This window comes from Myxococcus sp. NMCA1, assembly GCF_026810205.1.
GTDB classification, from domain to species: Bacteria; Myxococcota; Myxococcia; order Myxococcales; family Myxococcaceae; genus Myxococcus; species Myxococcus xanthus_A.
Genome location: NZ_CP113950.1, coordinates 2518546 through 2531050 on the forward strand (window position 1 = coordinate 2518546; position 12505 = coordinate 2531050).

The following is a 12505-nucleotide window of genomic DNA, read 5'->3' on the forward strand; positions in this document are numbered from 1 at the left end:
CTCGTTTTGACTCCAGGTTGTACGGCACCCCGAAACGTGAAGCCCGCCCATCCCTCAAGGAACCGGGCGAACTGGTGGAGCGGGCGTCAACACCAACCCATCCAGGACACCATACGCATAGGCCACCGCGAAGGCATAGGCTCCCACCAGGTACGTCACGTTGAGCGTCCGCGCCGTCCCCGCGTCGCTCGCGCGATACCGGCCGTCCGGCCCGCGCAGCGAGAGCGAGGTCCCCAGGGAGACTCCCGCCGCCGCGAGTCCCAGCCCCTGCGTCACCGCCAGCACCGTGCCCATCCCCGAGCGCCCGTGCTTGAAGTGCCCTACGCCCAAGGGCGCCAGATACCAGGCACGGCTCAGCGCCGGCGAGGTGGGCACCTCGTCTTTGCGGATGGGGTCGACGATGGGGGAGGGCGACGGAAACAGCCGAGGACTCCGCTGGGCACGCAGTTCCCCGATGCGTGTCTGGTGTTGGGCACGCGCGCGCTCGACGAAGGCGAGGAAGTCCGGTGGATACAGCAGCGGGTCCAGCGCCGAGTCGCCGTGAACGGCCAGCCCTCGCACCACCTCGTCCTCCGCGCGGGCCAGCTCCTCCTGTGCGTGATAGGTGGCTGCGAGCAGCAGGTGCGCTTCTGCTTCCAACGCCTCTCCGTCGAGCCGCAGCGGATAGAGCAGGGACTCCAACTCGGCGCGGGCCTTGGGCAGCTCGCCGGATTGGTAGGCACCGCGCGCGCTGTCGAGCGGGGACGCCGCGAGCACCATCAGCATCAAGGCCGCGCCCATCATGGTGTCACGTCCAGCGCCACTTCGAGCCGACGACCCGCGACCACGTCCACCTCTCGCACCAAGGGAGGTTCACCCGCGCGGCGTGCCGTCACCGTGTGTCGTCCATGTTCGACCATCACCGGACCGGACAGGGGGGCGACGCCCACCTCCCGGCCGTCCACGAAGAGCCGCGCGCCCACGGGAGCGTGGATGCGCACCTCCGCCTTGCGTGGTGACAACACCACGTCGCGCGTCACGGTCTCCCCCGGCGCGAGCGTCACCTCCTGCTCGACCTCGTCGCACAGAGGGTTGACGAAGCGCAGCCGGTGGGTCCCCGCTGGCAGCGAGAGTTCACGCACCCGAGGTGTGTAGCCGTGGCTCTCGCCGTTCACGAACACCTCCGCCCACGGGCGCGCCGTCACCTTCAACACGGCGGGACGCGCGGGGAGGGTGGTTCCCACGTCCGGGCCTGGCGCCGGCACCAAGGGCCGCGCGGCCCCTGTGCTCTCGGCTCCCGCCGAGTGCCCTGCCGGCAGGGCCGATACGGCCCGCTTCGCCGAATCCATTCCTCCCGAACGCCCTGTCGAAACGGATGGCCGAGCCGGCTTCGCCCCGGCACCGTCCGCCGAGCGTTCTGTCGGCACGAATGCCCCAGCCAGATTCGTGGTGTCACTTCCGGCCGAAGGCCCCGGTTCCCGCGAAGCGTCCAACCTGCCGGGTTCCGTCCCCGGGGCAGGCATCTCCTGGCCCGGGGGCGTGGGCGCATGAAGGCGTTCACCGGTAGCTGCGCTGTCAACGGAGGTCGTCTCAGGGGGCGCCTTCCCTGACGAGGACTCCGTGTCACGCGGCGTCTTCACGCCTTCGATGTCCTGGTGCGACCACACCCACCCCGCTGCCGCGCAGAGCACGAGCCCCGCGCCCGCGGCGCCAGCCCTCCACGCGGAACGCCTCGGCCGCTGACGCAACAGCGCCACCACCTCGGCGGACGTCGGCTCCAGCGACAGCGCGGCGTTGAGGACCTTCGCGGCCCGCGCCCCCTCGCCGCGCGCCAGCAGTCCGCGCCCCTCCTCCAGCAACCGCTCGAAGCGCGCCCGGCGCCATCGACTGGCACGGGCCACCGGGTCTCCCAAGAACTCCCGCGCCACGTCGGCAGGCGGGCCGACCTCTCGTTGGAGCAGCTCCTCCAACGCCAACGCCAGCGCGGCCCCATCGCGCGGTCTATCCCGCGCATCCTTCGCCAGACACCGCGCGACCAGCGCTGACAAGGGCTCGGGCGTGCCCGGCACCACCTCCGTCAGCGGCGGCGCATCCTTCGTCATCACCGACGCGGCCAGATGCGCCGCGCCCTTGCCCGCGTGCGGCGTGGCGCCCGAGCACAGCTCGAACAGGATGACACCCACTGCATACACATCCGAGGCAGGGGAGTACGCGCCCGTGTCGATGCGCTCGGGCGCCATGTATGGCAACGAGCCCGTCACCGCCCCGGTGCTCGTGAGGCGCTCCTGGTCCTCCAGCGCGGCGAGTCCAAAGTCCGCCAGCTTCAGCGGCCCGCCTTCCGCCACCAGCACGTTGTCGGGCTTCACGTCGCGGTGGACGATGCCGTGTGCGTGCGCCGCTGCCAGCGCCCGGGCGAGCTCCCAGCCCAACACCATCACCGCCTCGGGAGGCACCGGCGAGAGCCTCCCCGCCAGCGCGCGGAGGTCCTCGCCCCGCACCCACTCGCAGACGAGGAACGGGCCATGGGCCTCATCCTCGCCGTAGTCGTGGACCTCCAGGACGTTGGGATGATGGAGCGAGGCGGCCAGCTCGGCCTCCCGCCGGAAGCGCTCCGCGCGGCCCGTGCCGCCTCCCGGGTGCATCCGCTTTAGCGCTACCGGGCGCGACAGCCGCACGTCCGTGGCCAGGAAGACCGTGGCCATTCCCCCACGCCCCAGCTCCCGCTCGAGTCGGTACCGGCCCGCAAGCACTTCACCCGTCATCACCCAGGCATTCTCCGGGAGCGCGCTCCCGCGAGCAACCTGGTAGATTACAGCGACAGCCGACAGGCCTTCGTGTCCCCCACCTGCTCGCAGGCGCCCGTCGCCCCCCCGGGGCAGTCCCGGTCCAGCCGGCACGGCTGCCGGCACCGCAGCTCCGTCCCCGACGACAGGCACACGCTACAGGGCGCGCAGTCCAGCGAGTTCTCGCAGACCTCTCCCACCGAGGCCGGGGTACCCGAGCACTCCTTCACGCACAGCCCGTCCGGAGCGCATTGGTAGCCCGCCTCGCAGAGAGTGCCCCCCGGGTTGCAGCTCTCCTCGCACCGCATTCGCTCCCTGGGGCAATGGGCGAAGTCGGAGCACTCGAATGTGTCCCTGCACGCCTCTCCAATCCGAGGCCCCACGACGCATCGCGCACTGGTGCACCGTCGCCCGTCACGACACGTGAAGTCCGTCGAGCACGTCAGCGTGCACGTCCCGCCGACACAAGCCGCCGCTGCATCCGCGCACTCGCATGGCTGCGTGCACGCTCCTCCCTCCTCCACCGTGCTCGCGCATCCCGCGTCCGGCGTCCCGCATCCCGTGCCTGTGCAGCCGGCATCCGGCGTCCCGCATCCCGTGCCTGTGCAGCCGGCATCCGGCGTCCCGCATCCCGTGCCCGTGCAGCCCCCATCCGTCGGCGTCGTCACCGGCACACATGCGCTCAGGGGGCCGGACGCGTCGGGCACGGGCCCACAGCCGTACCCTGGCCGAGCACAGGCCTCGCCACAGGTCCGCAGGCATTGCCCCAGCCCCGTCGCGCACACGCTTCCTTGCGGGCACGGTGTCGACTCGGAGCACGCCAGCAGGCAATACCCGCCCGGAAAGCCCGTGCCACAGGTGAGCCCTGGGGCGCATTCGGCATCCGCGCCACAGGCCTCTCCAATCCGCTCCGTGCCCATGGGCTCGCAGTCACCTCGCACGCAGACCTGCCCCTGGGGACAGCCGTCGGGCTCGTCACAGCGGATTCGGATGTCGAGCGGACAGCCCGGCGCGACGAGCAGCACCAGCGCGGGCAACAACGAGAGCAGGAGGAGTCGGCGCATCACCAAGGCCCGGGCGACTCTAGGCGCAGGGAGGCTCGAAGCGCACCCCCCAACAACGCCAGAGGCCCCGTGCTCCCCGACTGGGGAACACGGGGCCGTCTTCGCCAGCTACATGCAGGTGCCCATGACGCCCGGCGCGCCGAAGCACTGGCCGCTCTTGCAGTGGCTGTTCTCCGCGCACGGGAAGCCGAAGGCGCCCGGGCTGCAGAACCCGAGGACCGCGCCGGAGAAGGGCTTCACGCAGCTCCACTGCGAGGGGCAGTTCGAGTTGTCACTGCAGAGCCCCTGCATGCAGAAGCGGCCCTTGTTGGGCAGGTAGCCGTCGTTGCACACCGCGCCGCCCAGGCCCGTGGGGCACACGCCATCCTCGGGGCAGGGCGCGAAGCTGGCGCAGTACGGCTGCTGCGAGCCCTGGTCCGCTGCGTCCAGGCACACCGCATAGGTGTCGCAGCCGTCCTTGAAGTCGCTGGTGTTCGGGTTGCACGAGGGCGGGTTTGCCGGAGGCGCCAGGCTGCACAGGCCCTCGATGCAGACCTGGTTGCTCAGGCACTGGCTGTTGGAGCTGCAGGTCGGCACCTTCTTGTTCTTGCAAAAGGAGACGGCCATGCCCGTGTCCTCGAGGTCGCAGTACTGGTCCGCCGCGCAGTCCCCGTTCGACTGACAGCCGATGGCACACAGGCCGTTGAAGCAGAACTGCCCGGAAGGACATGCCTTGCTCGCGCTGCACAGCCCCGCGCCCTGCTCGCTGGGGTTGCCGTCGGGCCCCTCGCCGTCATCGTCCTTCGTGCTGCCGCAGCCCATGACCGTCAGCGCCAGGAACAATCCCATCACCACATGCTTCATCGTCGTCTCCGTCAGGTTCATCTGCACCGTGGCGGCTCTCCGCCTTCGTGCGATGGGCAACACCAGAGCAACGTGCGTGCCCAAGCCTCGCGAGACATCGAATCGCCCCGATTCCACGGGGTTGCATGACGCCCCTGGCCCTCCGAGCGCCTGCCGCCGGGGGAAACGTGCCAGGACTGGCACGCGGACTGGCCCTCCAGAGGAGGCGGCCTGTCAGTCCCCTTCGCCCAGGTAGCGAAACAGCGAGCGAAGGCCGATGCCCAGCGCCGCCGCCGCGTCCTTCTTGCTGCCGCCGCAACGGGCAATGGCCTCCCGCACGTAGCGCTGGACGAACGCCTCCCGCGCCTCCTCCAGGGGAATCATGGGCGCTGCGTCGCCGCCCAGCTCCAGGTCTTCGGGGCGCAACAACTCGTCCGTCGCCAACACCGCGGCGCGGCGCACGCGCGACGCCAGCTCTCGCACGTTGCCAGGGAAGGGGTGCCCCCGCAGCGCCTCCGAGGCCTTCTGCGTGAAGCCTCGCGCCTTGCGCGCCTCTTGCGTCAGCACATGGTGGGCGATGAGCAGCACGTCCTCACCACGCGCTCTCAGCGGCGGCACGTCCACACGCACCTCTTCTAGCCGGAAGCGCAGGTCCGCGCGGAAGGTGCCCCGCCGCACCGCTTCCTCCAGGGCCACGTGTGTCGCGGACACCACGCGCACGTCCACCTTGCGCGGCTGGTGTTCGCCCAGGCGGGTGACTTCGCGCTCCTGCACCACGCGCAGCAAACGCGTCTGGAGCGACAGCGGCATGTCCCCAATCTCATCCAGGAAGAGGGTGCCACCGTCGGCCGCCTCCACCAGTCCCGCCCGCTCCGTGCCCGCGCCGGTGAACGCGCCACGCGCATGGCCGAACAGTTCGCGTTCGATGAGGCTCTCCGGCAGCGCCGCGCAGTTGATGGCCACCAGCCGGCCGCGCCGGCCACTGCGCCGGTGGAGTGCCCGCGCCACCAACTCCTTGCCCGTCCCTGTCTCGCCTGTGACGAGGACGTTGAGCGGCGTGGGCCCCAGTCGCTCCACCTGCCGGTACAGGGCGCGCATCGACGGGGATTCGCCGATGAGCCCCTCGAACGTCGCGGCTTCGATGCGGCGGGTGAGGCCCTCCACCTGCGCGCGCAGCTCCGTCAATTCGCGCCGGGTCGACAGGAGCAGCGCCGTCAGCGCGGAGAGCGCCATGGCCTCCTCCAGCGCCACCGCTGAAAAGGCCGGAGCACCCAACCTCCGTCCCAGGTACACCACGGACAGCGGCACCGGCTCCACGCGCAGCGGCACCACCAGCGCGGAGCCCAGCCGCAGTGCTTCCATGCTGGGCGCCCGGGCCAGCGCCGCGTCCGCCTCTACGTCGGCCACCCGCACCGGGGCACCCGAGGTCAGCACCCGGTCCACGAGGCTGTCCACCACCGCCGCGTCGGGTCTGGCGCCCGTGGAACACAGCACGCGCCGAGGGCCCTCCCGAGAGTCCGCGGCGACGAGGAAGCCCACGTCCGCGCCCACCACGTCGGCGAGCCCCCGCATCGCCACCTCCAGCAGCTCCAGGGGGGGACGCTGCACCAGCAGCCGCGAGGACAGCTCCGCCAGCACCGCCACCAGCCGGCCGTCCTGTCGCCGGGGGGCCACCTCCGCCGCATCACCCGCGACGGACTCCACCGCTTCGATGAGCTCCAGCTCCACCGTGCCTACGCGGAAGCGGTCCCCGGGCTCCAGGGGCGCCAGGTCCACGCGCCGCCCTCGCACCTTGATGTCACAGCCCTTGCCCGCCGGGGACACGCTCCAGCCTCGCGCGTCGCGGAACAGCAGCGCGTGGCTCGGCTTCACGCCGGGCGCAAGGAGCACGGCGTCACAAGTGGCGTCGGAGCCTACGGAGACGACGGGCTTGTCCAAGGGGAGACGGCGGCCGTCGGGGAGGACCAGAAGCTGGGGCATGGCGGGAGCGGACGACACAGTCGCATATCAGGAATGCGGCGGCGTGCGCATGCGGGGCCCGGAAGGGGCGTGCCGAAGAGGGGGCCCCGTGCCGTCGCCAATCGCCTGTGCTTCGACGTGTCCGAGTTCCACGGCGCCAAGGGCTACCTGAGCGCGCCAGGGTGGAATGCCGTCGCGGGGCAGACGCGCCCCCCACCACACGCCTGCCGCGGCCACTCCATTCCACGGAACCGTAGAATCCATGTACCGTCAGGAGCTTCGCCGTTCCCTGGCAGTCCTTCCCATTCCCGGTTCCTCTGAGTGGCACTCCCCATGCGCCTCATACGCCCTTCCTGGCTCTGGGCCCTCTTGTTGGCCCTCTCCGCCTGTTCCTCGACCTCCACGACCCCCTCCGACGCGGGGACTCAGCCCGATTCGGGGACGCAGGGCGGGCGCATCGAAGGCCAAGCCATTCTGGAGGGGGCCTCGTCCCACGCGGGCATCAGCGTCTCCGTGGAAGGCGCTTCGCTGAGCGCCACCACGGCCACTGACGGCCGCTTCACCCTGGAGAACGTCGCCCCGGGCACGCACATCGTGGTGGCGAAAATGCCCGGCTACTCGGAGGCTCGGCAGTCCGTCACGGTCGCCACGGGAGCAACGGCCTCCGTGAGGCTCGATCTCGTGCGTGGACGGGGTTCAATCCTCGGCAATGTCAAGGTGGAGGGCGTCCTGGATGCCTCGGGCGTCAACGTCACCCTGGTGGAGACGGGCGCCAAAACGACCACGGACGCGACGGGGCTCTTCACCTTCTCCGACCTGGCCCAGGGCACCTACACGGTGGCGCTCCAGAAGACGAACTACCTGGCGACGCAGCAGACGGTGGAGGTGCGGGGCACGGGCTCAACCCTGGTCAATTTCTCCCTGTCGCGCGAGCGGAGCAGCGTGACCGGCGTCATCCAGCTCGAAGGCTCAAGCAACCACGCCGGCGCCGTCGTCACCCTGGTGGAAGCGTCCCTCACCGCGACCACGAATGCCGAGGGACAGTTCAACATCCAGAACGTGATGACGGGCACGTACACCCTGCGAGTGCGGCGGGAGAACTACGTGGACGCGCAGCAGACCGTGGAGGTCCGCGCGAACCAGCCGAGCCAGGTCAACCTGACGTTGTTGCTCGTACGCGGGGACGTGGCGGGCACCGTCCAACTGTCGGACGGAGCCACCCCCTCGGGTGTCACCATCACCGTGACGCAGACGGGTGCCAATACGATGACGAACGCGCAAGGCCAGTTCACTTTCACCGGGCTTCCGCTGGGCACCTACACCCTGACCGCCCAGAAGGAGGGCTACGCGGTGGTGCAGCAATCCGTCACGGTGCGCACGGGCGCTGCGGCCACGGTTGCCTTCTCGCTGGTGCGAGCCCAGGGCCGAGTGGAGGGCACGGCCCTGCTCGAGGGCGCGAGCAGCCACGGCGGCATCACCGTCACGCTGGCGGAGACGGGGGCCACCACGACCACGAACGGCCAGGGCCGCTTCGCCTTCAGCAGCGTGGCCGCGGGCACGTACACGGTGGAAGCGCGGTTGAGCGGCTACGCCGTGGCGCGCGAGTCCGTCCAGGTGCAGGAGAACCAGGCGGCCACCGTCTCGCTCTCGCTGACGCGCGAGCGGGGCAACGTGGCCGGTGTCATCCAGCTCGAGGGCGGGGGCGCGCCGGTGGACGTCAACATCACCCTGGCGGGGACGGCCTTCAGCACGCGCACGAACACCGCGGGCCAGTTCTCCCTCACTGGCGTCCCCACGGGCTCCTACACCTTGGAGGCCCAGAAGGACGGCTTCGCCACGGGCCAACGTACCGTGGAGGTTCGCGCCGGCGAGCAGGCCCAGGTCAGCCTGACGCTGTCCCGCGCTCGCGGGAACATCTCGGGCGTGGTCCTGCTGGAGGACGCCAACACCACCTCGGGCATCTCGGTGGCGCTGGTGGAGAGCAACGCCTCCGTGTTGACGGACGCCCAGGGCCGCTTCTCCTTCAGTGGCCTCATCGTGGGGACGTACACGCTGTCCGCCTATTGGACGGGTTATGAGATTCAAGAGCGGAGCGTGGTGGTGCGGAATCAGGAGACCACGGTGGTCAACATCACGCTGCGGCGCAGGCCCGGCGTGGTGACGGGCACCATCCAACTCGAAGGCGAAAGCCACCACGAGGGTGTCACCGTGTCGCTCTCCGGCCATGGCGCCACCGCGACGACAGATGCCCAGGGGCACTTCGTCCTCGAGGACGTGCCCCAGGGGCGCCATACCCTGGCGGCCAGCAAGGCGAACTACGCGAAGGCGGAGGCCGCGCTGGACGTGCGCGAAGGCGAGCCCCAGCCGGTCAGCCTGTCCCTGTCGCGGCTGGGCGCGCTCGAAGTCTCCGCGCCCAAGCTGGCGGTCCAGGGGGGACACCTGACCTTGACGGGCTCCGGCTTCGGCGCCGAGCGCGGCCCCTTCACCGTCACGGTGGGAGGAGAAGCCGTCACCGACTTCATCTCCTGGTCCGACACGGAGGTGGTGGCGCGGGTGGCGCACCACGTCGTTCCGGGCGAGCACGACATCGTCGTGACGCCCGGGGTGCCCTGGCGGCGGCACACCACCACCTCCGTGTGGGTGGTGCCCCAGAAGACCGTCGCCTACGGGGAGCATTGGGGCGTGGGCGTCCTTGCTTCCAATCACGTCTCCGTCTGGGGTGGGCCCTCCCTGGCCGACATCCACCCGATTCCGGCGGGGCTCACCGACGTGGTGAGCGTGGCCACGTCGCGAACGACTGCCTTCGCCCTCCAGGCGGATGGCACCGTGGTGGCGTGGGGCGGTGACCTTCCCTCGGACCTGAGCGTCCCCTCCGACCTCTCGGAGGTCGTGGCCATCGCGGGAGGTGACTCCTTCGTCCTGGCATTGAAGGCGGATGGCACCGTCGTGGCCTGGGGCGACAGCGCCATCGCTCCGTCCTCCAACGTGAGGGACGTGGTAGGCATTGCCGCCACGAGCAACGCCAGCCAGGCCTTCCTCGCTGACGGCACCGTGGTGACGTGGGGACAGGAGAACGAGGGCCAGGCAATGCCTACCGAGTACCTCTACCTGCCGCCGCACGACCTGGTCCTGCGCGTCCCGGCTCGCTAGCCCCGTCGCAACGTCGCGGCTCCGTCCCGCCGTTCGGGGACGGAGTTGACCGCACAGGCCGCGTGAGAAAGCGCCCGAGCCGTCGTCACAGGCTCGCCTCCGCATCCACTCTTCCCGAGACGGGGCGCTCACTGGCGCGCGCACGTCACGCGCTGGCATCCGCTGGATGTCCCACGACTGCTCGCGGGGTTCGTCGAGGACGCGAAGCGGACACTGCCCGATGCGGTGCAGGAAGAACTGGAGACGCTTCTGCGGTGGCCTCGCGATCCGAGGCTCCTTCCCGCGCTGCTGGCCCTCGGCCAGTTGCCCATGCGCCACCTGGGGCTGTCGAAAGGTCACGGGACCAGCGACGCCGCGTTGTTCGATGCGCTGGCGGAGCTGCCCCAACTCTCTCAGCTGGAGCTGGCGGACGCCACGGCGCTTCAAGTGACCGCGTGTGCCCAGTCCCAGCTTGCGCCCAGGCTGGAGCGCTTCGCGGCCGGGCTCAGGCGCTCCAGTCCAGGCCACCCTCGTGAGCCCGAGCGGGGCGAGGGTGCTCGCGGAGGCCCTCCGCGCCGCCGCGGAGCTTGGCACCCGGGAACTCGTCCTTCGTGGCACGGGACAGCTCTCCACCCCTGCCATGGCGCACCTTCGTGCGGCCTCCACCGTCTACGCGCGCGTCGAGTGGCTGTGAACCCCTGAAACACGCAGGTGGGTTCTGCGTCCACGTTGGATGACCCATGTCGCTGCATCCGGGCACCGGGGAAGCGGCAAGCGCCGGCAGACCCGAGTAGAAGACAAATCCATGAATCTTGACGACCCGTCGTCCATTCTCCTGCACCTCGGCATCGTCGTGGCCGCGATTGCCTTTGGCTTCTTCTTTTGGCAGGCCCACAAGCGGCGCCTTCAGGCATGGAGGGACTTCGCGGACAGGCACGGCTGGGGATTCACCGATTCCATGGCGTCGTACAAGGTCGGGGGACTCCATCGGGGAAGGCCCTTCTCGATGCACACGGAGCATCGCCGCAGTGGAAAGAGCTCGCAGCTCTACACTGTGGTGCGGCTGGAACTCGGCACGGCGCTTCCTCCCGACCTGCGCATCGGTCCCGAGGGATTCGGGGACAAGCTCCTCAAGGTCTTCGGCAAGCGGGACGACGAAGTCGGCGACGCGGAGCTGGATGCGGCGCTCGACATGAAGAACCTGACCGACGAGGCCCGGGACACCCTGCGTGCTCCGCGCGTGCGCGAACAACTCCTGTTGCTGCGGCAACGCTGCGCCAACTTCTCCATCGAAAATGAGGAACTCCAGGCGGAGCAGCGCGGGATGCCCGACAGCGTCGACACGCTGGAGTCCTTGGTGGCTCCAGCCCTGGACCTGGGGGATGCGCTGCAAGAAGCCGCCTCGAAGGCGCGCACGCGCCGGAGCGGCGAAGGGGCACCGTGGTGACTTCGAGGCTCGTGCTCCGGCGCTTGCACGCCGCGGTCCCAGAATCGCTTGCGCCCGTGATGCTCCCTGCGCGTACGCGGCCATCGCACGCGATAGCGGCCTGCAGTACGCACCCGCCTGAAGGGCAGACAGCGGTCGCTCAGTCGGCAGCCCGTCCCTTGCGCGCCGTCTCCAGCAACTCGCGGATGGCATCGGCGTGCTTGCCATCGGTTGGCGCCCAGTCGGCGGGCATGCGGCCGGCGCGGTCGCGTATGAACGGGTCGGCACCGGCTTCGATCAAGGCCTGCACGAGCGCCGGCACCGCATGCGCCAATGCGCGTTGCAGCGGTCGCTGTCCTTCATCGTCGGGCACATTGGGATCGGCACCCGCCACCAAAAGGCTGCGAATGATGGGGCCGTGCACGCGTGCTGACGGATTGAACAGCGCCATGTGCAGCGCGGTGAGTCCCTTGTCCGTACGGTGATTCACATTGGCGCGGCGTGCGAGCAGGAGGTTCACCGCACCCAGTTCTCCACTGCGCGCGGCCAGCATCAGTGCCGTCGGGTTGCCCTTGAACTGCGTCCAGTCAGGGTCGAGGCCGGCGTCCAGCATCCGCCCCACCAGTTCGAGGTTGCCGGCAGCGGCCACCGAAGGGAAGTCCTGGGTCGCCCACTGGCTGCGCGCAATGCCGCCAGAGAACGTCCATTCGGGTTCGGCAGCAGCCGCGCCACTGACGTCCTTGTCCGTGGCTCTGTCGACAACCTGTGCGCGCCGTGCCTCCGCCGCTTGCCGCGCGCGCTTCTTGCTGCCGCGCCAGAAGGCATGCGTGGCTGGGTAACTCGCCGGATCGTTCAGGTAGTTCGACAGCGCGACATGGCCATTCTCCAACGCCATGATGGAGGGCAACTTGCCGTCGTTGTCCGCCTGCTCGCGATCCGCGCCGGCTTCCACCAGGCATCGTGCGATGTCGGCAAAGCCATTCGCGGCGGCTGTCCACAGCGCGCTGGCACCGGTTTCGTCCCCCGCGTTCACATCTGCGCCGGCCTTCACCAGCAAGGTCACAAGAGTTGCGAAGCCATGCGCAGTGGCCGCGACCAGCGGCGGCTGGAAGGCCGCTGCATTCGGGGCGGCCTTCGCGTCCAGCAGCGCGCGCACGGCAGCCTCGTCACCGTGACTGCAGGCATACGCCAATGGCGTGGCCTGGTAGCCGTGGAGGTCGACTTCGTCGGGGTCGGCCCCTTTCGCCAGCAGGTCCTCCACTGCGAAGACATCGCACTGCTCGATGGCAGCAAACAGGTTTTGGGGCTTGTCGAGCTTCATGAGCGCTCACTGATGGAGTCGT

General features: G+C 69.9%; 9 protein-coding genes. 3 read left to right on the forward strand and 6 right to left on the reverse strand.

Annotation, left to right across the window (positions count from 1 at the left end):
* Nucleotides 1-54 precede the first annotated feature (54 nt).
* From OZ403_RS10955 to OZ403_RS10975, 5 genes are all read right to left on the reverse strand, one after another.
* Nucleotides 55-783, reverse strand: coding sequence for a hypothetical protein (locus OZ403_RS10955; protein ID WP_140874064.1), 729 nt, complete (start codon nt 781-783; stop codon nt 55-57).
* On the reverse strand, nt 780-2681 hold the full coding sequence (locus OZ403_RS10960) for a serine/threonine-protein kinase (RefSeq protein ID WP_268784150.1): 1902 nt from the start codon (nt 2679-2681) through the stop codon (nt 780-782). Before OZ403_RS10960 ends, OZ403_RS10955 begins: the two co-directional genes overlap by 4 nt.
* A gap of 107 nt (nt 2682-2788) precedes the next feature.
* Nucleotides 2789-3070, reverse strand: a complete 282-nt coding sequence (locus OZ403_RS10965) for a hypothetical protein (RefSeq protein WP_140789341.1) — start codon at nt 3068-3070, stop codon at nt 2789-2791.
* An 864-nt stretch (nt 3071-3934) separates the two neighbouring features.
* Entirely contained in the window at nt 3935-4690 is a 756-nt protein-coding gene (locus OZ403_RS10970) for a Dickkopf N-terminal cysteine-rich domain-containing protein (RefSeq protein WP_140878295.1), read from the reverse strand.
* A 192-nt stretch (nt 4691-4882) separates the two neighbouring features.
* Entirely contained in the window at nt 4883-6628 is a 1746-nt protein-coding gene (locus OZ403_RS10975; RefSeq protein WP_140789342.1) for a sigma 54-interacting transcriptional regulator, read from the reverse strand.
* Between the two features lie 312 nt (nt 6629-6940).
* Between OZ403_RS10975 and OZ403_RS10980 the strand changes: the two genes are divergently transcribed.
* From OZ403_RS10980 to OZ403_RS10990, 3 genes are all read left to right on the forward strand, one after another.
* Entirely contained in the window at nt 6941-9757 is a 2817-nt protein-coding gene (locus tag OZ403_RS10980; protein ID WP_268784151.1) for a carboxypeptidase regulatory-like domain-containing protein, read from the forward strand.
* Between the two features lie 511 nt (nt 9758-10268).
* On the forward strand, nt 10269-10430 hold the full coding sequence (locus OZ403_RS10985; protein WP_161604872.1) for a hypothetical protein: 162 nt from the start codon (nt 10269-10271) through the stop codon (nt 10428-10430).
* 111 nt (nt 10431-10541) lie between these two features.
* Complete coding sequence (locus OZ403_RS10990; protein WP_140797786.1) at nt 10542-11183, forward strand: hypothetical protein; 642 nt, start codon at nt 10542-10544, stop codon at nt 11181-11183.
* A gap of 139 nt (nt 11184-11322) precedes the next feature.
* Here OZ403_RS10990 and OZ403_RS10995 read toward each other — a convergent pair whose 3' ends face one another.
* Nucleotides 11323-12483: an ankyrin repeat domain-containing protein gene (locus OZ403_RS10995; RefSeq protein ID WP_268784152.1), complete on the reverse strand. Its 1161-nt coding sequence runs from the start codon at nt 12481-12483 to the stop codon at nt 11323-11325.
* Between the last annotated feature and the right edge of the window lie 22 nt (nt 12484-12505).

What these genes read in the sequence shown, in the direction of transcription:
- OZ403_RS10960 (WP_268784150.1), bottom strand. Translation starts at nt 2,681, where the DNA reads ATGGCCACGGTCTTCCTGGCCACGGACGTGCGGCTGTCGCGCCCGGTA.
- OZ403_RS10990 (WP_140797786.1), top strand. Translation starts at nt 10,542, where the DNA reads ATGAATCTTGACGACCCGTCGTCCATTCTCCTGCACCTCGGCATCGTC.
- OZ403_RS10965 (WP_140789341.1), bottom strand. Translation starts at nt 3,070, where the DNA reads ATGCGGTGCGAGGAGAGCTGCAACCCGGGGGGCACTCTCTGCGAGGCG.
- OZ403_RS10995 (WP_268784152.1), bottom strand. Translation starts at nt 12,483, where the DNA reads ATGAAGCTCGACAAGCCCCAAAACCTGTTTGCTGCCATCGAGCAGTGC.
- OZ403_RS10975 (WP_140789342.1), bottom strand. Translation starts at nt 6,628, where the DNA reads ATGCCCCAGCTTCTGGTCCTCCCCGACGGCCGCCGTCTCCCCTTGGAC.
- OZ403_RS10955 (WP_140874064.1), bottom strand. Translation starts at nt 783, where the DNA reads ATGATGGGCGCGGCCTTGATGCTGATGGTGCTCGCGGCGTCCCCGCTC.
- OZ403_RS10980 (WP_268784151.1), top strand. Translation starts at nt 6,941, where the DNA reads ATGCGCCTCATACGCCCTTCCTGGCTCTGGGCCCTCTTGTTGGCCCTC.
- OZ403_RS10970 (WP_140878295.1), bottom strand. Translation starts at nt 4,690, where the DNA reads ATGAACCTGACGGAGACGACGATGAAGCATGTGGTGATGGGATTGTTC.